Here is a 22,511-nt window from a genome sequence, read left to right as displayed (position 1 = left end):
ACGCTGACTGGCCGTGGTGATGGCCAGAGGATCCAGGCGTCGGGGACGCCGCAGCCGCGACCGGCACGGCCGTGGCCTGCGCGGACCGCTCTATCCGGCGACGCTGCCCGCGGCGCGCAGCCGGGCCGAGCGGTTCGACGCGCTCGTGATCGAGGCGCTCGAGCCGATCGAGGCACGCTGGCGGACCGAGCTGACCCAGTTGGACGTGGCCGTGGACGACGTGCCGGAGGTGCACGTCGGCCCGGACGACGAGCTGAGCTGGGAGGACGGCGTCGTCGACGACGGCAACGTGCCGCTGGCGAGGCTGGTTCCGGCGGGCGTCGACCGACGCGGCGTGCCCACCCGGGCACGCATCGTGCTGTACCGGCGGCCGTTGGAGGCGCGGGCCAAGGACGGGGCCGATCTCGCGGATCTTGTGCACGATGTGCTGGTCGAGCAGATCGCCAGCTACCTCGGCCTCGATCCGGACGTGATCGACGGGGACTGAGAACTTCCTGAATTCACGGTCTGGTGTGCCTGAGAGCGGGTTTCGGTGTGCCCGAGAGCGGGACTCGCTGTGCTCCTAGGCGGGACTCGCGGGGGTTGATTTGCGACTGGGAATGGCCGTGAGAACCGTGAACAGAAGGAAGGCCGCCTGGACCAGGAGCAGGAAGCTGCGCAGGGTGCCGGGCTGGTCGACCGTGACGTCGGCGGCGGCCGTGGGCACGGGGACGGCGATCAGGTGCCCCCAGGCCCGCACGGTCGCCACCTGACGACCGTCGACGGTGGCCCGCCAGCCGGGCTCGTCCTCGGCGGCGAGCACCAGCAGCCGGCCGCTCGGCCCGTCGGACACGCGGACGGCGATGTCGGGCGGTGAGGCGTCCACCGGCGCGATGCCGGGCGCGCCGAGCTCGGTGGGCGGGGCGCCGCCCGTGACGGCCTTCTGGGCCTGCTGAGGGGCCAGCAGCACCACGTGGCTGTTGGCCAGCTGCACGCGCACCACCGGCCGGCCGTCGGACATCGGCGGCGAGGAGGTGGCGAGGTCGCCGACGGCGTCGTGCAGCCGCTCGGCGGCCCCGGTGTCGGGCAGCACGACGTAGCTCACGCCGTCCACGGCCAGCTGCGCGACGGCGGCCTCGGCGGCGTCACGGTCGGCGCCGATCAGGTCGGCGCCGAGCTTGGTCAACCGCTCGGCGGCGCCCGGCACCGGCACCAGGTCGTCGTCGCCGAAGCCGGCGAGGCCGCCGGCGGTCAGCCGGGTCGGCCGGCCGTCGTGGGCCAACTCCAGCACCGTCTCGCCGGTCGTCGCCAGTTCGTTGGCGATCGCCGGCACGAAGCGCGGGTCGCCGCCGGCGTGCAGCGGCCCCTGCCGGCCGGCGATCAGCACGCTGGCGGCGAGCAGCCCGACCACGACCAGGGCCGCGCTGATGGAGGCGAAGCGCAGGTGCGGGATCTCCCACACGACCGGGGCCGGCACGCACGCGCCGAGCACGATCAGCAGCAGCCCGGCGCCGAGCACGAGCATCGGCGCGCCGGTCCACACCTGGTGGCTCCACAGGAACCCGACCACGACGACGCCGCCGATGGCGACCGCGAGGCCGGGCAGCACGTTCCGGTTGGCCCGCAGCACGGCAGCGCTCACGGCGGCCACGACGACGAACACTCCGACCACCGGCAGGGCCCCTGGGCCGCCGGGGTCAAGGGTGACGAGTCGGGTCAGCGCCTCCGGCGTGTCGGGCAGCCGCGCGCCGACGCCGTGCAGCAGGACATCGGGGTGCTGCAACACAACCGCGGGCCATGGCAGCAGCAAAGCCAAGGGCAGCAACACAATTCCGAACAACGCCAGCACGCGGCGGTGTCCCGGCACGGCGACGAACCCGATCAGCACCCCGACCAGCACCAGCAGATGTGTCAACGGTGAGAAGGCGCCGATCACCGCGAGGCCGATGGACGTGCTGGCGACGGTGGCCACCCAGGTCCCGGGGGCGTTGCCCCGCAACAAAGTTGCCGCACCGGCAAGCACGAGCGGCAGCAGCAGGTGCACGACCACGACGTCCAACCGGCCCTGCGACACACCGGTCGCGGCGGCCGGCAGCAAGGCGTACGCGGCGGCGATCACAGCGCGAATCGGCCGGGCGACACGCATCCGCCGCGTCGCCAGATACGCCGATACACCCGCCAGCGGCAGGTCGCCGAACAGCAGCACGGCCACCGCGGCCTTCGGGCCGCCGAGCACCGCGCCGAGACTTCCCAGCACTGCCAACGCCGCTGGCGCGGGAGCGGCCGTTCCGCCGGAGACCGGATGCCACGTCGCCAGGTACGCCGACCAGGTCGCCGCGAGGTCACGCACCGGCAGCAGCCGGCCGCCGACGAGATCCGTGCCCAGCCGCCCGGCGTTGACGATCACACCGAGCACCGACAGCGTGACGAACATCCACAGCGCCGGCGACACCAGCAGCTGCCGGATCACCTCGCCACGATCGACCTCGACGATCATGAGATCGGCCAGCGGGTTGGGCGCCTCCTCGTCGCGTCGCCGCGGCGACGGCCGTGGCCGCGGGCTCGGTCGCAGCCCCGGCGGCGCCTGCGCCGCGACCGGCACGACCACCGCCGCCGGCCGTCGCAGCCCGGCGGGACCGCGGCGCGCGCCCCGCAGCGCACCGGCCGGCAGCGCCTGCGGTCCGACGGGAAGCTTGGCGTTGCGACTGTCGTCCGGGTCCAGCCACGCGGTCCGTGCCGTCTCCGGCGCGGGCAGCCGGCCGAGCACCGCGTCGGCCTGCACGCGTCGGCGAACCAGCACGGCCAGGCCGCTGCGGAACGCGTTGCGCAACCGCGTGAGCCGGCTCGTGAACAATCCGCGCACACTCTTCTGCCCGGCGACCGAAATGCGCCGGCGATCTGCCCGAGCGGACAGCAGACGTCCCCGGCCGCTCACCAGGTAGCGGATCGCGCCGATCTCCGCCCGCGCGTCCGGAACCCGGCGCAGCACCAGAAATCCCAAGGCACGCAACAGACACAGCAGTATCAGCCGGGGCAGGCCGATGAGGAACGAGAAAAGTGCACAGTTGACCAGGAAGGTGCGCAGGCCATGGGCCCGTTCGACGCCGCGCAGGAACGGCCCCGGCGGCGCGGCGAGCGCGTCCAGCCGACGCTCGCCGACGCTGGCGGCGCGCACGTGTCGCAGCCGGGCCGTCGGCACCGACAGCACCAGGCTACCCGCTTTGTTTGCCCGCCAACCAAAATCAAGGTCGTCGCCGAGCATCGGCAGCACGGGGTCGTAGCCGCCGAGCCGGCTCCACAGCTCCCGGCTGATCAAAGCGCCCGCCGAGCTCACCGCGAGGGATTCGGTGCTCTGCTCGAAAAACCGGGCCTGTGCGCTCTCCAGCGCGGAGATGCCGGTCTGCCGATGACCGGACGAATCCGTGGACACCCCGGCGGACACCACGATGTTGGGGTCGTTCCAGTCCAGGCAGAGCGGGCCGAGCACACCCGCGGCCGGCGACATCTCGGCCGCCGCGAGCAGCGCGGCCAGGCAGCCCGGCTCCGGCGCGCTGTCGTCGTGCAGCAGCCACAGCCAACGACCGGGATCGCCCCAGCGCTCGATGGCGTGGGTCACGGCCGCCCGGACCGCGTCTCCGAAACCGGCTCCACGCGGCAGGGTGAGCACGCCGTCCAGCACCGGCTTGTCCCCGGATGCGGCCTCCGCCAACAACTTCGGCGTCCGATCCCATGATCCGGTGTCCACCGCGATCACGTGCCGAGGGCGCGGCATCGAGCGCCGCAGCGCGGACAGCGCCAGCCGCAGCCACGGCTCGCCGTCGTGGCACACGAGCACCGCGAGCACCGGCGCGGTGCGCAGGACCGGCTGGGCCTTACCGGGCAACTGGCCACTCCCATCGTCGGCGCGTCGAGCACACCGTACGACTGATCATCGGGCCAGTTGCCCGGCGGGTTGAGCCTTCTACGCGGGCCGCTTCTTCAACTTCCGGCGTTCCCGTTCGGACAGCCCGCCCCAGATGCCGAAGCGCTCGTCATGGGCCAGCGCGTACTCGAGGCACTCCGAACGCACCTCGCAGCCCTGACAGATCCGCTTGGCCTCCCGGGTGGATCCGCCCTTCTCGGGGAAGAACGCCTCGGGGTCGGTCTGCGCGCACAGGGCGCGCTCCTGCCACTCCTGCTCTTCGTCGTCACCGTCGAACACCCCGTCCAGCACCGTGAAATCCCTCTCACCGGATTCCAACAGGCTGAACTCGCGCACGGGCGCGCCGATGCCGACGATCTCGGCCGCTTCCACGACGCGGCCTCCTTCTATTTCCATGTCCGTCCGCCTCCTCGCCTTCCGCACTCCCCGGTTGGCGGACACCACCCACCGCCCCCTCGACGGTGAATGACACCAATGTGATTACACCCGTGTCGTTGCAAGGGGTCAAGCGAAGTACTTACGTCGGGGGACACCGTCACAGAGGGCGAACAGGCGCTGCCACCTGGTCATACCGCCGCCGGTCACCCACCGCCACCGGGCACACTGGTGGTTGTGAACCGATCATCGGTGCGACCGAGTCCCCTGTTCCTCGGCCTGCTGGGCGTGACAGTCATCGGTGCGGTGCTGTGCGCGCTGCCGACGGCCGATCCGTTCTACGGCAACCGCTGGCTGCTCACCGCCGGTGTCGTGCTCTTCGTCGTCGGCGGCTGGGTCGTTTCCCTGTGCCTGCACGAGTTCGGCCACGCTTTCGTGGCGTACCGCGGGGGCGACCACGAGGTGCGGGTGCGCGGTTACCTGACGCTCGACCCGCGCCGCTACACCGATCCAGTGATGAGCATCGTGCTGCCGCTGGTGTACCTGATCATCGGAGGTATCCCGCTGCCGGGCGGCGCCGTACTCATCAATCACTGGGCGCTGCGGTCCAAACCTGTCGAATCTCTGGTGTCCTTCGCCGGGCCGCTGTTCAACCTGCTGATCGGCCTGGTGCTCAACGCTGTTGTGTTGGTGGTCCCGCTGCCCCTGGGACTGCAGCTGGCCTTCGCCTACCTGGCCTTCCTGCAGGTGTTCACGTTCCTGTTCAACATCCTGCCGGTGCCGGGCTTCGACGGCTTCGGCGTGATCGCGCCGTGGCTGTCGCGTGAGGCGCAGGCGATCGCGGTGCGGGTGCGGCCGTGGGCGCCGCTGGTGCTGTTCGCCTTGCTGATCGGCGTGAGCCAGGTGAGCACTGTGTTCTTCACCATTGGCCGCGGCCTGTTCGGCCTGGTCGGTGGCGACATCTCCCTCGCGGGACTCGGCGACGCCTTCTTCCGCTTCTGGACCCGCTGAGATTTCACCCGCAAGCGTGAAAGGATTGCGCCCTGTGAAGGTCGTGGTATTGGTCGGCGGTGTCGGCGGGGCGCGGTTCCTGCTCGGCGTGAAGGCGGCGCTGCCCGAAGGGGCAGAGATCACCGCATTGGTGAACACGGGCGACGACGTGTGGCTGCACGGGCTGCGCATCTGCCCGGACCTGGACACGTGCATGTACACCCTGGGCGGCGGCATCGACACCGAGCGCGGCTGGGGACTGTCCGGGGAGACCTGGCGGGTCAAGGAGGAGCTCGCCGCGTACGGCGCCGAGGCCCCGTGGTTCGGGCTGGGCGACCGGGACATCGCCACGCACCTGGTGCGGACCCGCATGCTGCGCGCGGGTTATCCGCTGTCGGCGGTCACCGAGGCGCTGTGCGCGCGCTGGCAGCCCGGCGTGCGGCTGCTGCCGATGACCGACGACCAGGTGGAGACGCACGTCGTCGTGGACGTGCCCGGCTCGGAGGACGAGCGGCGCGCGATCCACTTCCAGGAGTGGTGGATCCGGTACCACGCCGAGCTGCCGGCGCACTCGATCGTGCCGATCGGCGCGGACGAAGCCAAGCCGGCGCCGGGTGTGCTGGACGCGATCGCCGGCGCGGACGCCGTGTTGTTCGCGCCGTCCAATCCCGTGGTCAGCGTCGGCACCGTGCTGTCGATCCCCGGCGTGCGCGACGCCGTGCGCGCGACCTCGGCCGGCGTCGTCGGCGTCTCGCCGATCATCGGCAACGCGCCGGTCCGGGGCATGGCCGACGCGTGCCTGACCGCGATCGGCGTGGAGACCAGTGCCGAGGCGGTCGGCCGCCACTACGGCTCGCGTAAGGCCGACGGCGTGCTCGACGGCTGGCTGGTGGCTCCGGAGGACAACGCGTCCGTCGACGGCGTCGCGGTGCGCAACGTGCCGCTGCTGATGTCCGATGTGGACGCCACCGCGGACATGGTCCGCGCCGCACTCGACCTGGCTGGAGTCGCACTGTGACCGATCACGCCGAGGGCGCCGTCGAGCTGCTGCCGGTGCCCGGGCTGCCCGAGTTCCGTCCCGGCGACGACCTGACCGCCGCCATCGCCGAGGCCGCGCCGTGGCTGCGCGACGGCGACGTGCTCGTGGTCACCAGCAAGATCGTGTCCAAAGTGGAGGGTCAGCTGGTGCCCGCGCCGGACGACCCGGCCGAGCGCGAGGCCCGGCGGCGGGAGCTGGTCGTCTCCGAGTCGGTGCGGGTGCTGGCCCGCGTGAAGAACACGCTGATCACGCAGAACCGGCTCGGCATCGTGCAGGCCGCGTCGGGAGTGGACAACTCCAACGTGTCGCAGGCCGAGATCGCGCTGCTGCCGCTGGACCCGGACGCCTCGGCGCTGAAGCTGCGCACCGAGCTGCGCGAGCGGCTCGGTGTCGACGTCGCCGTGGTGATCACCGACACGATGGGCCGGGCGTGGCGGGTCGGGCAGACCGACGCCGCGATCGGCGCTTCGGGACTGCCCGTCGTGCGCAGCTACGCCGGCGAGGTCGACGGCCAGGGCAACGAGCTCGTGGTGACCGAAGTCGCGATCGCCGACGAGATCGCCGCCGCGGGAGACCTCGTGAAGGGCAAGCTCGGCGCGGTGCCGGTCGCCGTCGTGCGGGGATTGTCCCTGACGGACAACGGATCGACCGCACGGGACCTGAACCGGCCGGTCGAGGAGGACCTGTTCCGGTTGGGCACCAACGAGTCCATCGCCCAGGGCCGGCGGGAGGCGGTGCTGCTGCGGCGCTCCGTGCGCAGCTTCTCCGGCGAGCCCGTGGACGAGGACGTGCTGCGCCGGGCGATCGGCGTCGGTTTGACGGCGCCGGCGCCGCACCACACGCATCCCGTGCGGTTCGTGTGGGTGCGGGACCGGGCGCGGCGGACCAAGCTGCTGGAGGCCATGCGCGACCAGTGGCGTGCCGACCTCCGTAACGACGGGTGGGACGAGGCGCGGATCGAGCGCCGCATCGCCCGCGGCGACCTGCTGTGGGGAGCGACCGAGCTGGTGCTGCCGTTCATGGTGATGGACGGCGCGCACGACTACCCCGACCCGTTGCGGCAGGCCGCCGAGCGCACGATGTTCACCGTCGCCGGCGGGGCCGCCGTGCAGGGGCTGCTGGTCGCGCTGGCGGCCGAGGACCTCGCGTCGTGCTGGGTGTCGTCGACCATCTTCTGCCCCGACATCGTGCGGGCCGTGCTGGACCTGCCGGCCGACTGGTCGCCGCTCGGCGCCGTCGCCGTCGGGCATCCGGCCGACGGAGTCGCCGGGCCCCGGCCGCCCGCGCCGACCGAACTGGGATTGGTGGAGCTGTGACCGAGCTTGCGAGGGCACCATTCAACACAGGGAGCTGGGTCGCAGACCCGCCGAGCGCCAGCGAGGTGGGCCTGTGAGCCTGCATGCCGACGCCGTGTCGACGTTGACCGGGTGGCAGCCCGGCAGCGAGCCGCAGGAGGCGCTGCGGCAGGCGTTTCTCGGCTTCCTCGCCGCGCGGGCGGACGCCTGCCTGCGTTCGTGCGAGCCCGGGCACATCACCGCCTCCGCCCTGGTGCTCGACGCCACCGCCGAGCACGTGCTGCTGACGCTGCACCCCCGGGTCGGGCGGTGGCTGCAACTCGGCGGGCACTGCGAGCCGTCCGACGCGACCGTGGTGGACGCGGCCCTGCGGGAGGCCACCGAGGAGTCCGGGATCCGGGGGCTGCGGATCGAGCCGACGCCGCTGCACGTGGACGTGCACGGCATCACCTGCTCGCTCGGCAAGCCCACGCGGCACTTCGACGTGCGGTTCCTGGTGCGGGCCCCCGTCGGCGCCAAGCCCGTGCGCAGCGCCGAGTCCGTGGACCTGCAGTGGTGGCCCGTCGATGCGCTGCCGTCCAACGTCGACACCGTGCCCGAACTCGTGGACCTGGCTTTGTCGCGTTACCGCTAGATCGCCCGGTAGTCCCTGGCTGCGTAGCGTGGGGCGAAGCGGGGTTTGCGGAACCCCGACGCCTCGATGTAGCGGACCGCGCGCTGGCGCTGCGGCCGGTACGGCTCGAGCACCTCGAGCATGCCGTCGTCGTCCAGCGCGCGGCCCACCAGCGCCCAGCCCACCACGCTCGGGATGTGGAAGTCGCCCACGCTCACCTCGTCCGGGTCGCCCCAGGCGCGTTGCGCCACCTCGGCCGTCGTCCACACCCCGATGCCCGGGATCAACCGCAGCTTCTCCTTGCTCGTCAACGCATGCGCGGCCGCCGCCGCGTTCAGCAGCGTCCTTCGCCGTTGGCCGTCAACACCCGCCTTGTGCCACTCCCAGTCCGTGATGCCCAGGATCGCCTTCGGCGTCGGCGGCACCCTCATGCCCACCGGCGCCGGGCCCGGGGCTGGTCGGCCGTATCTCCGACACAGGTCCCGCCACGACCTGCGCGCCTCGTACCCCGTGACCTTCTGCTCCAGGATCGCCGGCACCAGGCTGTCCCACACCCGGTTCGTCCTTCCCAGCCTCAGCCCCGGCATTCGCCGCCTCGTCTCGCGGATCAGCTCGTGGTGCGCCTCGAACGCCTCCGGCTCGTCGTCGGCCCCGAGCAGCTGCGGCACTCCGTCCAGCAGCTCCTCCGCGCCGTCACCCCACGCCCGCGCCACCACCTCGCCGTCCTGCCGGCGCAGCTCCAGCGACGCCGGCCCCGACGCGGCGTTCCCCGTCAGCCACAACGCCCCGTCCGCCGCCACCTGAAACGCCGGATCCCCGGCCCCACGCCGCAACGGCCCGACCACCCCGCCGATGTCCAGCGGGTAGTCGGGCGTCCAGCGACGGGTCACAGCGTCCATGGCGGCGGCTCCACCTCCAGCAACCGTTGCAGCGCACTCACCAACCGCCGGAACGACCGGCTGTTCCGCCACGTCGTCTCGAGGTCGATCAGGCTGCAGAAGGCGGGCTGGTGCCTGACCTCGCGGTACGGACTCACCATCAACTTGGTGAGCTGCTCCTTCGCCCCACGCCGCTGCTCCGGGTCGCCGGCGTAGGCCGCGTCGGGCTGTACGGCGTCGTGCTGGCGCAGCGCCGAGATCGACGCCAGGAACCAGGCCTCGAACTCACGGTTGGCGACGACGATCTCCACCCTGCATCGCGAATCGCAGACCGTGCCCTGAAGCTTCGCGTTCAGTTCCACCGGGCAGTCGTCGTCGGCATCGAACAGGACCAGGACACCGCCTGGTCCTCGAACGTTGCGAGAGGCGACCGCCACCGCGCGATTCAGCTTGGTCGGGTCGGCCAGCTCGCTCCGTGGCACTCGGAACGGTTGCGCCACTTGGTGTTCCCAACCAAGCTCCCATGTCATCCGACGCAGCAGCACCGGAACCGCTGTGCTCTCACCGTGACCTTCGACGACGGGCACGACAACCGGAAGGCTCATTCGTCGGTCTCCGGTTGCAGGTAGTTGGTTCGCAGCAACGCACCTGGGCTGTAGAGGGACTCCTTCAACGCATAGGTTCCGGCGTCGTTGAGCCGACCGATGACCGTCTTGCCGCGAACAGAGCGCACGGCAAGCACTTCGGACGGCTGGAGGCCCGGCACATCGAGCAGATCGGGGCTGTGCGTCGTCACGATCACCTGACGGCGGTGGGCGCTGTCCCGCAGCGCGTCCATCAACACGGCCGCGGCAGCAGGATGCAGCCCACTTTCCGGTTCTTCGATCCCAACGGTCTCAGCGCCCTCGAACAACGCGATGAGCACTCCCAAGGCATGCAACGTGCCGTCGGACATCGACAGCGCATCGAATTCCCTGGGCTGGCTCACCCCTTCGATTTCCTGCTTGAAGAACAGCGCCCGCCAGGAACTGATCTGGCGAGACTCGACGCCGGTCAGCCCATCGACGACCAGCCGCAGGTATTCCTCGACCAACTGTTTCGCGGGGGGATCGTGGGACTCCAGCCTGGCGATCACGTTCGGCGCGTTGGAGCCGTCCCTGAGCAGCCTGTCCCCTAGGTCCGGGCGGCTGATGTCCCTCATCTGCTCCGGAATCGGACTGAAGGACCGAAATCCTGACAGCACCTTCAGAACGGGAAGATGCCGCTCACCAATCCGACCTCGTGGCAGCCCGATATGTTCGGGCCCATCAAATACATCGACCGACCATTCCGAACTATCGGAGTACTTCCACGCCTCGCTGACGACCCGATACGAAACGCCATCGACCGGTGCGAGCACAACACGGTAGCCTCGCGTTTGCACGCCAGAACCAAGAGTGATCTCGATTTCGACTTCGCTCTCGCCGAAGCGGCTCACCGAGCGGAATCCGCCTCGCTCCCGGAGGGCATTCTCCAGGTTGGTGTTCAGTGCGTCGGCGACGAACTGCAAGGCGTCGAGGAAGTTGCTCTTGCCGGAGCCGTTGGGGCCCACGAGCAGGGTGAGCGGGCCGAGTTCGACATCACACGACTCGATGCTCTTGTAGTTGCGCAGGCGGACCCGCGTGATGTCGAACCTCGGGGCCATGGCTACGCGTCCGTGGAGAAGCGGATGGAGGTGCCGGGGAGGTGGATGCCGGGCCAGACGCGGGCGCCGTGGAGGAGCTCGCAGTGGGCGCCGATGACGGCATCGTCGCCGACGACGACATCGCGCAGGACGGTGCCGGTGCCGACGACGGCGCGAGCGCCGACGAGGGTGCGTTCGACAACGGCGCCGGAGCGGATGACGGCGCCGTCGAAGAGGACGGAGCCGTCGACGACCGCGCCGGCTTCGACGACGCAGCCGGCCCCGATGGTGGAGCCGCCGGTGATCGTCGCGGACGGGTCGACGGTGGCGCCGTCGAGCACGATGGACTCGCCGGGGGCGCCGGGCAGGGCCGCCGAGGGGGCGATGCCGCGGACGAGGTCGGCGGAGCCCTGGACGAAGGCGCCGGGGGTGCCGAGGTCGAGCCAGTAGGACGAGTCGACGTGGCCCTGCAGCCGGTGCCCGGAGGCCAGAAGCCCGGGGAAGGTCTCGCGTTCGACGGACACCCGACGACCGGTGGGGATGGTCATCAGGGTCTCGCGCCGGAACACGTAGCACCCGGCGTTGATCTGGTCGGTCGGCGGATTGTCGGTCTTCTCCAGGAACGCCGTGACGCGCCCCTCGGCGTCGGTGGGCACGCAGCCGAAGGCCCGGGGATCGGGGACCTTCACGAGGTGCAGGGTGACGTCGGCGTTGTTGTCACGGTGCGTGCCGACGACGCCGGCCAGGTCCACCCCGGACAGGATGTCGCCGTTGAAGACCATGACGTCGTCCTCGCGCAGCCGGTCGCCGACGTTGCGGATGCCGCCGCCGGTGTCGAGGGGCTCCTCCTCGACGACGTACTCCAACTCCAGCCCGAGCCGGGAGCCGTCACCGAAGTACTCGGCGAACACCTCGGCCTTGTACGAGGTGCCGAGCACCACGTGCGTGATGCCGACGGCCCGGATCCGGGACAGCAGGTGCGTCAGGAACGGCACCCCCGCGGTGGGCAGCATGGGCTTGGGCGCCGAGAGCGTGAGCGGGCGGAGTCTGGTGCCCTTCCCGCCCACGAGCACAACGGCGTCGACCCCACTGACCTGCTGTCCGACGCTGGACGACATGCCGGGTTTCCTCCTCCACTGACGCGGGCGCGACCGAGGGAATACTCTTGCACGTGGCGGATCGACCGGGCATCGGACCCGGTGGCCGGCACGCCGGACTAGGAAGAGGTCGGGAGATGGACCCCCGCGACCGGGCCGACGCAGCACTCGCCCGCGCCAGCGCCCGCAACCGGTGGGCGGTGACGCCGAACAACGCGACGTCGCCGATGGACGCCAAGCCCACGGTGCAGATTCCGCGCGTGGTGGTGGACGCGGCGGACCCGCGCGAACAGGACCCGGACACCACGGTCGTGCTTCCCGGCTCGGTGGCGGCCGGCCAGGTGCCGGTGCCGCCCCAGCAGCAGACGCAGCAACAGCAGCGGCCCCAGCAACCGGCCCAGCAGCACCAGGGTCAGCAGCACCAGGGTCAGCAGCCGGAGCAGGACACCAAGCAGCTGCCGGGCATCATCCCGACCACCCAGCAGACGCCGGGCCGCCGCATCTCGCTGACGGACCGCCTCAGCGGGGCGCTGCCGGAGTCCGACCAGCCCTGAGCTCCATCTTCAGCCGCAGCGCCAGCCCGGCCCTGATGGCCAGCCGCAGCGGCGCGTGCCACGGGCCACGGTTGCGCTCGGAGAGGTACTTGTACGCGCTGGCGTGGTGCGCGGCCAGCATCCGCTCGGACGCCCGCGCGGTGGCGTGCCCGCCGAGGTGCACGACCTCCGCCGACGGCACGTACACGTTGAGCCAGCCGGCGCGGCCGAGCCGGTCGCCGAGGTCGACGTCCTCGAAGTACATGAAGTAGCTGGAGTCGAAGCCGTCGACGGAGTCGAACGCGGCGCGGCGCATCAGCAGGCACGAGCCGGACAGCCAGCCGGCGGGGCGCTCGGTGACGGAGGTGTCCTGCTGCCGGTACTCGCGGGTCCACGGGTTGTTGGGCCACAGCTTCCCGAACACGGCGTGCCCGAGCCCCTTGCCCAGCGACGGCAGCAGCCGCGCGGACGGGTAGACGCTGCCGTCGGGCTCGCGGATCAGCGGCCCGAACGAGCCGCCGCGCGGCCACCGACCGGCGGCCTCGATGAGCGTGTCGAGCGAGCCGGCGCCCCACTCGATGTCCGGGTTGACGATGGCGACCCAGCCGACGTCGTCGGGCAGCTCGGCGACACCTCGGTTGGCGGCGCCGCCGTAGCCGAGGTTGCCGCCGGTGCGCACGAGACGGACCTCGTCCCGCTCGGCGGCGGCCCTCTCCGGCGCGCCGTCGGTGGAGCCGTTGTCCGCGAGGATCACGGTGACGGTGCGCGTGGTGGCCTTGGCCAGCGTGTCGAGGAACCGGTCGAGCACCTCACCCGGGGAGTAGGTGATCGTCACGACGGCTAGGTCGTCGCCGTAGGTCTTCGGCTCGGGCTGCGTCACGCCGGATGAGACTAGTGGCGGGCGCGGCGGGCGAGCACAGCCGCCCGCCCGTAGGCCTCCCGGTGCAGGGTGGCTGATGCCGCCCACGAGAACTCCTTGGCCCGCAGCTGCGCGGCGGCGGCCAGCGACGAGCGGCGGGCCGGGTCGTCGAGCAGCTCGGTCAGCCCGGCGGCGATGTCGCCCGCGCCGACGCCGCAGTACGCGACGGTGTCGCCACCGACCTCGGGCAGGCTGAGCCGCCGCGTGGTGAGCACGCACGCGCCGCTGGCCATGGCCTCCAGCACGGGCAATCCGAAGCCCTCCCCGAGGCTGGGGTACGCCACGACGACGGCGCCGCCGAGGAAACCGGACAGCTGCTCGAACGGCAGGTAGCCGGCGCGGATCACGCGGATGCGGTGCGGCACGGCGTCCAGGGCGCTCTCCACCTGCGTGTCCCAGCCGGGCTGTCCGGCGAGCACGAGCGCGGGCGGATCCGTGCGCCCTTGGCAGGCGCGTGCGAAACCACGGATGAGCGCGGGCACGTTCTTGCGCGGCTCCAACGCGCCGAGGAACGCCACGTACGGCGTGTCCTGGAGGTCGAGGGCCTTGCGCACGGCCACCACCTCCTCCGGCGACGGCGGGTGGAAGCGCTCGCCCTCGACGCCGTGGTGCGCGACCTGCAGCAGGCGGCGGTCGGCGTTGGCCACGCGCGTGAGCTCGTTGGCGGTGGCGCGGCTCGGCACGATGCACACGGTGGCGCGGGCCAGCGACGCACGCGTCCACGCGCGGAAGAAGCGGGCCTTCACCGAGGAGTGCAGCGCGGGGTCGGTGAAGAAGGTGGCGTCGTGCAACGTGACGACGGAGCCGACCGGAGTGGCCATCGGCATCGTGTAGTGCGGCGAGTGCACGACGTCGACGCCGAGCGCCCGCGCGAGCCGCGGCAGCGCGCTCTGCTCCCACATCAGCCGCGCGGTGCGGGCGGCGACGGCCTCCGGCGCGGGCACGATCCGCGCGTGCGGCGCGAGTTGCCCGTACAGCGCCGCGTCACGCGGCTGGCAAACCACGCTGAGCCTGGCCCCGTCGGCATCCAGCGCGGCCGCCAGCGAGTCGACGTACCGTCCGACGCCACCACGGTCGGCCGGCACGGCAGTGGCGTCGATCAACACGCTGGGGTCGAGATGGTGCACCGGAGCAGGGTACGGCGACCCCGATGATCATTACCGACGAATGGACTAACTGTGCGTGCCCAGCCCCAGGTGCACGGCCCAGACCGCCTCGGCGGCCCGGCGCCAGGTGAATCCGGCCGCTCGCGCCCGTCCCCGGTCGACGGCGGCACGCGCGGCCGCCGGATCGTCGATTACCGTGCGCAACGCCGCTACCAGCGATTTCGGGTCGCCCCGGCGGGCGACGAAGCCGGCGCCGTCGGCCACTTCGACCAGCGCCGGCGCATCCGAGTGGACGACCGGAACGCCCACCGCCATGGCCTCCAGCAGGGGCAGGCCGAAGCCCTCGGCGAGGCTCGGCACGGCCAGCACGGTGGCCCGACGGAGCACGACGGCGAGCTCGGCATCGGTCAACGGGCCGAGAGATCTCACCCGTTCGGAGGAAATGTCGACTTGTCCCCAGCCGGTCGCGCCGACCAGTAGGACAGGCAGATCCGGCGCCTCGGGCAACCCCATCGCGGCGATCAGCACGTCGATGCCCTTGCGCGGCTCCAGAGTGCCGACCGCGAGCACGTACCGCGGCGGCAACGCGAGCCGCTGCGCCACGGCGGCGGCATCGGTCGGCTCGACGGCGAGCGCGTCCGGAACGCCGTGGTGGATCACGTGCACGTTCGCCGAACCGGAAACGTGTTCGGCGAGTTCCTTCGCGACGGCTTCGGTCGGCACGACCACGGCGCTGGCCTTGCGCATGAGCCGCGACACCATCGTGCGGTGCCACTGCGCGCCGTGCACCGTGAGCGTCTCCGGGTGCGTCCACGGCACCGCGTCGTGCACCGTCGCGACGAGCGTGCGCCCGCGCTTGACCACGCTCGGCGCTAGCGGCGTCGGCGCGTGTACGGCGTCGCCGCCGGGCCACAGCGGCACGCCGCGTTGCCACAGTCGCGCCAGAACCCGCCGTGGCACCGGAAGCATGCGCGGGCCCTCCACGCCCTCGATCTGTGCCGCGCTCGGGTCCGCGCAGCGCGCCACAACGCCAGTGACGGTCCAGTCGGCCGGCGCGGTCGCGGCGAGCGCGGCAGTGAGTTCCCTGGTGTAGCGGCCGGTGCCGCCGGGCACGGGCGCGAGCAGCTGATCGGTCAGCACCACGAGTTCGGGCACGCCCAAGGGTGACATGTACCGTCTGCGGCCGTGGCTGAAGCCCGTTCGACCGTCGTGGTGGTGACCTGGCGCGGCCGGGCGCACATCCGGGAGTGCCTGGACGCGCTCGCCGGGCAGGACCGGCAGCCACGGGTGCTGGTCGTGGACAACGCCTCCGACGACGGCACGGCCGAACTGCTCGCCGGACACGACGTGCTGCGGCTGCCGCGGAATCGCGGCTACGCGGGCGCGTTGGCGGCGGCGCTGCCACGCATCGACACGGAGTTCGTGGCGTGGCTCAACGACGACGCCGTGCCGGGACCGTCGTGGATCGCCACTCTGGAAGACGCGTTGGACCGCCACGGCGACGCCGCGGCGGTCACGTCCTCGCTGGAGCTGCCGGACGGCTCCGTGCAGTCGGTCGGTGTTCGGTTGACGGCCGACGGGCACGGCGCCGACACGGCGTTGGCGGGGCGCGAGGTGTTCGGCTTCTGCGGCGGCGCGGTGCTGATGCGCACGGCGGCGCTGCGCTCGGTCGGCGGCGTGCCGGCGGGATTCTTCTGCTACTACGAGGACACCGACACGTCGTGGCGGCTGCGGCTGCGTGGCTGGCGGGTGATTTCCGTGCCGGCGCGGGTCGTGCACCGGCACGGTGCGAGCAGTCGGCTCGGCTCCTCGAAGTTCCACCACTGGAACGAGCGCAACCGACTGCTGATGCTCGTGCGCTGCGCCCCGCTGCTGGTGGCGTTGGAACAACTCGCGCGGTTCACGGCGATCACGGCAGCGCTGCCGTTCCGCAAGCCGGTGCCGGGCGCGAACTTCCGGGTGTCGTTGCGGTTGGCGGTGCTGGCCGACGTGACATGGCGGCTGCCGGCGGCGCTGCTGGCTCGGGCGCGGATCTCCGTCACGGCCCGGGTCCGCCGGCGCGCGCTGTGGCGCGCCTGGGCCGGGCGTTAGCGCAGGCCGTCCAGCAACCCGGCCAGTTCCGGCGCCTTCGTGACCACGCCGAAGTGGGACGCGGCCAGGTCGTGCACGTCGAACCGGCCGGCGTCGCTGATCATCAGGTTCTGCAGCGCCAACGGCACCGCCCGGTCCTGCGTGAACCGCACGTACGTGCGCGGCACCCGACCGCCGGTGGACGGCTGCAGTGAGCAGTCCGCGAAGCTCACCCCGTACGGCTCGTCCGGCTGCAGCCCGCCGATCGTCGCCCGCAACTGCGCGTCCGTGCCGTCCGCGATGTACGTCTCCCGAAGCAGCGCCAGCACGTCTGGGTCGTTAGTGCGCCAGTTGAACCGGTTGGCCAGCACCACGGAGCCGTCCGCGGTGGGCGGGACCTTCAGCATCAGGCTGCCGGCGTTCTCCTTGCTCTCGAACAGCTCCGCCACCGTCTTGCGTACCGAGCAGCAGTACGCGGACAGGTACACGGCGCGCTGCACGAGATGCGGAACGGCGTTGCACACGGCGCTGACCGTCGCCCCGCCGAGGCTGTGCCCGACCAGGATCGCCGGCCCGATCCGCCGCAACACCGACACGACCCGGTTCACGTTGTCCTCCAACGAGATGCCCGCGATCGGCGACACCTCCGTGGCCATGGCGTGCACATCCTGCGGGGCCTGGTACCAGAGTGGGAAGTAGCCCTCCGCACCGTGACCGGGTAGGTCGACCGCCGTCGCCACGCGTCCACGCTGTGTGAGCTCCAACGTCAGCGGGAGCAGGTAGCCGCCGCTGCCGTGCGAGCCGTGCACGAACAGCAGCGGCGGCTTCCCGTGAGTCGTGACGCCGGCGCCGGCCGCGGCGGTCACGCCCGCGGCGGCCAGGCCGAGCAGCTGCCGGCGGTTCATGCCGTCACCGCCGACTTCTTGGCGAACTGCGACCGCACGGACGACTGCATGGCGGCGACGAACAGGCCGACCAGCACCGCGGCCTGCGCGCCCATCAGGATCTCCATCCAGATCGGGAACTGCCCGGTGCTGATGCCCCAGGCCAGGCCGAGCGAGCCGACGACGGCGATGACCACCACGCGGATGTAGGTGGCGCGGCTGCCGGAGCGCAGCTTGCGGGCGATGCCCACGTAGATGAGCGAGATCAGCGACACCGCCACCGGGCGGATCCACGTTGTGTTCTCGAACACGCTGTACGCCTCGGCGCTGCCGTGCGCCTGGTAGGCGACCAGCTGCCCGTAGAAGACGAAGGTCAGCGCCGCCTGCAGCAGCGCGAGTCCGAGGTTGGCGTACAGCAGGTTGATCATCCTGGTCATGACCGCTCCTTTGCTCGCCCGAGCCGCTTCTTGCTCGGTTGAGCAAAACATAGCTCGGGCAAGCATGAGGGGCAATCGGGGTTTACCCTGATCTCCGCGCGCACAGGTCCGTAGTGCAGGCTTGTGTCTGTCACGTACGGAGGGAGACCAGCGTGTCGGAGGGGGTAACCCAGCCTTCGGTGTCGGTTGTCGTCGTCAACTACCGCGGCGTCGAGGACACCCTGACCTGCCTGCGCGCGCTGCGCACGGAGCTGGACTACCCGGCCGACCGACTGCAGCTGGTCTGCGTCGACAACAACTCGGGCGACGGCAGCGCCGAGCGCCTGCGGGACGAGCCCGGCGTGACCTTCGTCGAGGCCCCCGACAACCTCGGTTTCGCCGGCGGCTGCAACCTCGGCGTGCAGCACGCGACCGGCGAGGTGCTGGCCTTCCTCAACAACGACGCCCGGCCGCACGCCGACTGGGTCGCCGCCGCCGTCGAGACGCTGCGGGCGCAGCCGACCGTCGGCGCGGTGGCGAGCAAGGTGCTGGACTGGGACGGCAAGCTGATCGACTTCGTCGACGGCGGCCTGACCTGGTTCGGCATGGGCTACAAGCGGTTCGCCGGCCAGCCCGACGACGGCAGCCACGACGTGGCCCGGGACGTGCTGTTCGGCACCGGCTCGGCGCTGTTCGTGCGGGCCGAGCTGTTCCGCGAGCTCGGCGGCTTCGACGAGCGCTTCTTCATGTTCTACGAGGACGTGGACCTGGGCTGGCGGCTGAACCTGCGCGGCTGGCGGGTGCGCTACGAGCCGCGGTCGGTCGCCTACCACCGCCACCACGCCTCGATGTCCGACGTGGACTCGTCGCGCGAGTACTTCCTGTTGGAGCGCAACGCACTCGCCGCGATGTACAAGAACCTCTCGGACGAGACGCTGGCCAAGGCGATGCCGGCCGCGATGGCGCTGGCGGTCCGCCGGGCCACCGCGAGGGGCGAGATCGACGCCACCCAGCTGGAGATCACCAGGCGACCGGCCGACCGCGCCACGGACGCGGAACCGGTTGCCGTGCCACGGGAAACGCTGGCCGGGCTGCTCGCCATCGACCAGTTCGTCGAGCTCCTGCCCTCGCTGGCGGAGTCCCGCAAGGCCGAGCAGGCGGCCCGGGTCCGCACCGACGCCGACCTGGTTCCGTTGATGCGCAAGGCAATGGAGCCGGCCTACCCGCTGGAGCGCTACCTCGCCGCCCACGAGGCGCTGGTCGACGCGTTCGGCCTGGACGAGCCGTTCGGCCGGCCGCGGCGGGTGCTGGTGATCACCGGTGACGCGCTGTCCGAGCAGATGGCCGGCCCCGCCATCCGGGCCTGGCACATGGCCGAGACGCTGGCCGGCGAGCACGACGTGCGGCTGGTCACCGTGAACAAGCGCTGCGACCCGCCGGCCGCCCCGTTCCCGGTGGCGCAGTCCACCGTCCGCGGCCTGCTCGACCACGTCGACTGGGCGGACGTGATCGTGCTGCAGGGCCACGTGCTGGAGATGGTGCAGAGCCTGAAGAACCCGCGCTCCACCAAGATCGTGGTCTGCGACGTCTACGACCCGATGCACCTGGAGCTGCTGGAACAGGCCAAGGGCGGCAACGACGAGAAGCGGGCCAAGGACGTCGTCGGCGTCACCACCGTGCTGAACAACCAGCTCAAGCGCGGCGACTTCTTCCTGTGCGCCTCCGACCGGCAGCGGCACTTCTGGCTCGGCCACCTCGCCGCGCTCGGCCGGCTCACCCCGCAGGTCTACGACGCCGACCCGACCGTGCGCTCGCTCATCGCCGAGGTCCCGTTCGGGCTGCCGGCCAAGCCCGCGCAGCGCACCGCGCCGGCGATCAAGGGTGTGGTGGACGGCATCTCGCCGCAGGACAAGGTGATCGTCTGGGGCGGCGGCGTCTACAACTGGTTCGACCCGCTGACCCTGGTGCACGCCGTCGACCGGCTGCGGGCCCGGCACGACAACGTGCGCCTGTTCTTCATGGGCATGCGCCACCCCAACCCGGAGGTGCCCGACATGGGTATCGCCGGCCGCACCCGCAGCCTTGCCGCCCGGCTCGGGCTGGCCGGCACGCACGTGTTCTTCAACGAGCGCTGGGTCCCCTACGCCGACCGGCAGAACTGGCTGCTCGACGGCGACTGCGGCGTGACCACGCATTTCGAGCACGTGGAGACCACGTTCGCGTTCCGCACCCGGGTGCTGGACTACCTGTGGGCCGGGCTGCCGATCGTGACCACCGACGGCGACTCGTTCGCCGACCTCATCCGCCGGGAGCGGCTCGGGATCGTGGTGTCGCCCGAGGACCCCGGTGAACTGTCCGACGCGCTGGAACGTGTGCTCTACGACCAGGAGTTCGCGGACGGGTGTCGGGAGCGGATAGCGGTGGTGCGGGAGCGGTACACATGGGACGTGGTGCTGGCGCCGCTGGTGGAGTTCTGCCGCGCGCCGCGCCCGGCCGCCGACCGGCTCGTGGCGGCCGGCCCGCTGGTGCGGGAGCAGCCGCTGGGCGCGGTCGGCACGCTGCGTAGGGACCTGGGGCTGGTGCGGGAGTACCTGAACGCGGGCGGGCCGGCCGAGCTGGCCAAGCGGGCCGCCGGCCGGGTCATCCGGCTGACGACGGGGCACCCGCGTGGCTGACCGGCTCAAGGTGCTGCTCGACGGCACGCCGCTGCTCGGGCAGCGCACGGGAATCGGCCGCTACACCGCGGCGCTGGCTGAGGAACTCGCCTCCATGCCGGACGAGGTCGACGTGCGCGCGGTCGCGTACACCTTCCGCGGGTGGCGCGGGCTGCGTTCCGTGCTGCCGCACGGGGTCCGGGCCCGGGGCATGCCCGTGCCGGCGCGGGTGCTGCGCAAGTGCTGGCTCAACTCCTCGTTCCCGCCGGTGGAGATCTACGCCGGGCTGGCGGACGTGGTGCACGGCACCAACTTCGTGCTGCCGCCCGCCCTGTTCGCCGACGGCGTGATGACCGTGCACGACCTGGACTTCCTCGACGCCGTCGACGAACTGCCGCCCAGCGACCGCGAACTGCCCGAGCTGGTGCGGAAATGCGCGCGGCGGGCGGACGTGGTGTGCACGCCGACGCAGGCCGTCGCCAACGTCGTCACCGAGCGGCTCGGTGTGCCGGCCGACCGGATCGTCGTCACGCCGCTCGGCGTCGACCCCGCCTGGTTCGCCGCCCGGCCGCCCGGCGATTCCCTACGTGGGCGGCTGAATCTGCCGTCCGAGTACCTGCTGTTCGTCGGCGCCGACGGCCCCCGCAAGGGCCTGCCGACGCTGTTGGAGGCACACGCCGCCACGCCGTCGCTGCCGCCCCTGCTGCTCGTCGGCCCCGGGCACCGCGCCGACGGGAACCGGGTTCGGACCACCGGCTACCTGTCCGATGTGGACCTTCGCAGCGTCGTCGCCGGCGCGGCGGCGCTCGTGCTGCCGTCCCGGGACGAGGGCTTCGGGCTGCCCGTGCTGGAGGCGTTGGCGTGCAACGTGCCGGTGGTCTGTTCGGACGTGCCGGCGCTGCGCGAGGTCGCCGGGGATCAGGCCCACCTGGTGCCGGTCGGCGACACCGAGGCCTTGGCGGCGGCGCTGGTTTCCGCGCTGGAGGACCCGCCGACCGCCGATCTCCTGGCCGCCCGCCGCGCCCACGCCTCCGTCTTCACCTGGCGCAACTGCGCCGAACGAACCCTGACCGCCTACCACCAGGCCAAAGCCTGAGCAACTCCAGAACGTTGTGAAAGGACCATTCCTGACGTTCAACGTCAGGAATGGTCCTTTCCAAATGTCAGATCAGGGGCGGAGCTGGTCGCCGACCGTGGCGAAGGCGGCCGCGAGGGCCTCCCGCCACGGGCGCAGCGGCGTCAGGCCGGCTGCCGCCCACGCCGCACCGGACAGCACCGAGTACGCCGGTCGCGGCGCCGGCCGCGGGAAGTCGGCCGTGGTGCAGGGCCGTACCCGGTCCGGGTCCGCGCCGAGCTCCTCGAAGATCGCCCGGGTGAAGCCGTACCACGTGGTCTCACCGGCGTTGGTGCCGTGCAGCACCCGCTGCGCCGGCGGGTTGTCGCCGACGACGGCTCCGGCCAGCTCCAGCAGCCCGGCCGCGAGGTCGGCGGACCAGGTCGGCGAGCCGCGCTGGTCGTCGACCACGGACAGCGTCTCCCGCTGCCCCTCCAGCTTGGCCATGGTCTTGACGAAGTTGCCGCCGGTGGCGCCGTACACCCACGCCGTGCGGACCACCCACGTCTGCTCGCCGGCCCCGAGAACCTCCTGCTCGCCGGCCAGCTTGCTCTTGCCGTACACCGACTTCGGCCCGGTGGCGTCCTCCGGCTCGTACGGCCGCGTGCCGTCACCGGGGAACACGTAGTCGGTGGACACGTGCAGCATCGGCACGCCGTTCAGCGCCGCGGCCTTGGCCAGCTGGCCGGCCCCGGTGGCGTTGATCGCGTACGCCCGGTCCGGCTCGCTCTCGGCGGCGTCCACGGCGGTGTGCGCGGAGGCGTTGACCAGCACCGGCTTCAGGCCGGCGTCGCGCGCCGCGACGGCGAAGGACGACACGGCGTCGTCGACCGCGCCGACGTCGGTGACGTCGAGCTCGGCCGAGCCGGGGGCGTGCAGCAGCCCGACCCGGTCGGCCAGCGCGGCGAGGTCACTGCCCAGCTGGCCATGGCCGCCGGGCACCAGCAGGGCGAGGCGGGTCACC

General features: G+C 71.8%; 21 protein-coding genes. 9 read left to right on the top strand and 12 right to left on the bottom strand.

The features are described 5' to 3' along the window. Nucleotides 1–19: 19 nt before the first annotated feature. Nucleotides 20–487, top strand: coding sequence for a metallopeptidase family protein (locus BJ998_RS23655; RefSeq protein WP_184868889.1), 468 nt, complete (start codon nucleotides 20–22; stop codon nucleotides 485–487). Nucleotides 488–562: 75 nt separating this feature from the next. On the opposite strand, the gene BJ998_RS23650 is transcribed toward BJ998_RS23655, so the two are convergent. Together BJ998_RS23650 and BJ998_RS23645 are read right to left on the bottom strand one after the other, a co-directional pair. Beyond that, nucleotides 563–3,862 carry a glycosyltransferase family 2 protein gene (locus BJ998_RS23650; RefSeq protein WP_184864918.1) on the bottom strand — a complete coding sequence of 1,100 codons (3,300 nt, stop codon included), beginning with the start codon at nucleotides 3,860–3,862 and terminating at the stop codon, nucleotides 563–565. A 78-nt stretch (nucleotides 3,863–3,940) separates the two neighbouring features. After that, entirely contained in the window at nucleotides 3,941–4,192 is a 252-nt protein-coding gene (locus BJ998_RS23645; RefSeq protein WP_184868888.1) for a WhiB family transcriptional regulator, read from the bottom strand. A 321-nt stretch (nucleotides 4,193–4,513) separates the two neighbouring features. Between BJ998_RS23645 and BJ998_RS23640 the strand changes: the two genes are divergently transcribed. From BJ998_RS23640 to BJ998_RS23625, 4 genes are all read left to right on the top strand, one after another. Further along, the gene (locus BJ998_RS23640; RefSeq protein ID WP_184864916.1) at nucleotides 4,514–5,287 is read left to right on the top strand and encodes a site-2 protease family protein; all 774 of its coding nucleotides are present in this window, start codon (nucleotides 4,514–4,516) and stop codon (nucleotides 5,285–5,287) included. A gap of 34 nt (nucleotides 5,288–5,321) precedes the next feature. Then, nucleotides 5,322–6,284: a 2-phospho-L-lactate transferase gene (gene cofD / locus BJ998_RS47655; RefSeq protein ID WP_184864914.1), complete on the top strand. Its 963-nt coding sequence runs from the start codon at nucleotides 5,322–5,324 to the stop codon at nucleotides 6,282–6,284. After that, a complete protein-coding gene (locus BJ998_RS23630; RefSeq protein WP_184864912.1) occupies nucleotides 6,281–7,621 on the top strand; it encodes a coenzyme F420-0:L-glutamate ligase in 1,341 nt (446 codons plus the stop codon). Before cofD ends, BJ998_RS23630 begins: the two co-directional genes overlap by 4 nt. A 73-nt stretch (nucleotides 7,622–7,694) precedes the next feature. Beyond that, entirely contained in the window at nucleotides 7,695–8,234 is a 540-nt protein-coding gene (locus tag BJ998_RS23625; protein WP_184864910.1) for an NUDIX hydrolase, read from the top strand. Here BJ998_RS23625 and BJ998_RS23620 read toward each other — a convergent pair. From BJ998_RS23620 to manB, 4 genes are read right to left on the bottom strand one after another with little or no spacing between them, the layout of a single operon-like run. Further along, entirely contained in the window at nucleotides 8,231–9,112 is an 882-nt protein-coding gene (locus BJ998_RS23620) for a DNA-3-methyladenine glycosylase family protein (RefSeq protein ID WP_184864908.1), read from the bottom strand. The genes BJ998_RS23625 and BJ998_RS23620 overlap by 4 nt on opposite strands. Continuing rightward, nucleotides 9,100–9,696 carry a DUF4276 family protein gene (locus tag BJ998_RS23615; protein ID WP_184864905.1) on the bottom strand — a complete coding sequence of 199 codons (597 nt, stop codon included), beginning with the start codon at nucleotides 9,694–9,696 and terminating at the stop codon, nucleotides 9,100–9,102. Before BJ998_RS23615 ends, BJ998_RS23620 begins: the two co-directional genes overlap by 13 nt. Next, on the bottom strand, nucleotides 9,693–10,775 hold the full coding sequence (locus BJ998_RS23610; protein ID WP_184864903.1) for an AAA family ATPase: 1,083 nt from the start codon (nucleotides 10,773–10,775) through the stop codon (nucleotides 9,693–9,695). The genes BJ998_RS23615 and BJ998_RS23610 overlap by 4 nt, the downstream gene beginning before the upstream one ends. A 2-nt stretch (nucleotides 10,776–10,777) precedes the next feature. Beyond that, complete coding sequence (manB, locus tag BJ998_RS23605) at nucleotides 10,778–11,872, bottom strand: mannose-1-phosphate guanylyltransferase (protein ID WP_184864902.1); 1,095 nt, start codon at nucleotides 11,870–11,872, stop codon at nucleotides 10,778–10,780. 116 nt (nucleotides 11,873–11,988) lie between these two features. On the opposite strand from manB, the gene BJ998_RS23600 reads away from it, so the two are divergent. After that, nucleotides 11,989–12,405 (top strand): hypothetical protein, encoded by a 417-nt coding sequence (locus BJ998_RS23600; protein ID WP_184864901.1) that lies wholly within the window; start codon nucleotides 11,989–11,991, stop codon nucleotides 12,403–12,405. On the opposite strand, the gene BJ998_RS23595 is transcribed toward BJ998_RS23600, so the two are convergent. From BJ998_RS23595 to BJ998_RS23585, 3 genes are all read right to left on the bottom strand, one after another. Further along, nucleotides 12,371–13,264 carry a glycosyltransferase family 2 protein gene (locus tag BJ998_RS23595; protein ID WP_184864900.1) on the bottom strand — a complete coding sequence of 298 codons (894 nt, stop codon included), beginning with the start codon at nucleotides 13,262–13,264 and terminating at the stop codon, nucleotides 12,371–12,373. The genes BJ998_RS23600 and BJ998_RS23595 overlap by 35 nt on opposite strands. A gap of 11 nt (nucleotides 13,265–13,275) precedes the next feature. Continuing rightward, entirely contained in the window at nucleotides 13,276–14,409 is a 1,134-nt protein-coding gene (locus tag BJ998_RS23590) for a glycosyltransferase family 4 protein (protein WP_184868887.1), read from the bottom strand. A 66-nt stretch (nucleotides 14,410–14,475) separates the two neighbouring features. Next, complete coding sequence (locus BJ998_RS23585) at nucleotides 14,476–15,579, bottom strand: glycosyltransferase family 4 protein (protein ID WP_221338101.1); 1,104 nt, start codon at nucleotides 15,577–15,579, stop codon at nucleotides 14,476–14,478. Between the two features lie 15 nt (nucleotides 15,580–15,594). On the opposite strand from BJ998_RS23585, the gene BJ998_RS23580 reads away from it, so the two are divergent. After that, on the top strand, nucleotides 15,595–16,500 hold the full coding sequence (locus BJ998_RS23580) for a glycosyltransferase (protein ID WP_312890299.1): 906 nt from the start codon (nucleotides 15,595–15,597) through the stop codon (nucleotides 16,498–16,500). Here BJ998_RS23580 and BJ998_RS23575 read toward each other — a convergent pair. Then, nucleotides 16,497–17,384, bottom strand: coding sequence for an alpha/beta hydrolase (locus tag BJ998_RS23575; protein ID WP_184864899.1), 888 nt, complete (start codon nucleotides 17,382–17,384; stop codon nucleotides 16,497–16,499). The genes BJ998_RS23580 and BJ998_RS23575 overlap by 4 nt on opposite strands. Then, nucleotides 17,381–17,800: a hypothetical protein gene (locus BJ998_RS23570; RefSeq protein WP_184864898.1), complete on the bottom strand. Its 420-nt coding sequence runs from the start codon at nucleotides 17,798–17,800 to the stop codon at nucleotides 17,381–17,383. Before BJ998_RS23570 ends, BJ998_RS23575 begins: the two co-directional genes overlap by 4 nt. A 152-nt stretch (nucleotides 17,801–17,952) precedes the next feature. Between BJ998_RS23570 and BJ998_RS23565 the strand changes: the two genes are divergently transcribed. After that, nucleotides 17,953–20,454, top strand: a complete 2,502-nt coding sequence (locus BJ998_RS23565; RefSeq protein ID WP_184864897.1) for a glycosyltransferase — start codon at nucleotides 17,953–17,955, stop codon at nucleotides 20,452–20,454. After that, on the top strand, nucleotides 20,447–21,529 hold the full coding sequence (locus BJ998_RS23560) for a glycosyltransferase family 4 protein (RefSeq protein WP_184864895.1): 1,083 nt from the start codon (nucleotides 20,447–20,449) through the stop codon (nucleotides 21,527–21,529). Before BJ998_RS23565 ends, BJ998_RS23560 begins: the two co-directional genes overlap by 8 nt. Nucleotides 21,530–21,601: 72 nt before the next feature. On the opposite strand, the gene rfbD is transcribed toward BJ998_RS23560, so the two are convergent. After that, nucleotides 21,602–22,510, bottom strand: coding sequence for a dTDP-4-dehydrorhamnose reductase (rfbD, locus tag BJ998_RS23555; protein WP_184864894.1), 909 nt, complete (start codon nucleotides 22,508–22,510; stop codon nucleotides 21,602–21,604). Nucleotide 22,511: the final 1 nt, after the last annotated feature.

The organism is Kutzneria kofuensis, assembly GCF_014203355.1.
GTDB lineage: Bacteria > Actinomycetota > Actinomycetes > Mycobacteriales > Pseudonocardiaceae > Kutzneria > Kutzneria kofuensis.
Note: the sequence above shows the minus strand (reverse complement) of the source record. Positions and strands in the feature narration are given on the sequence as shown.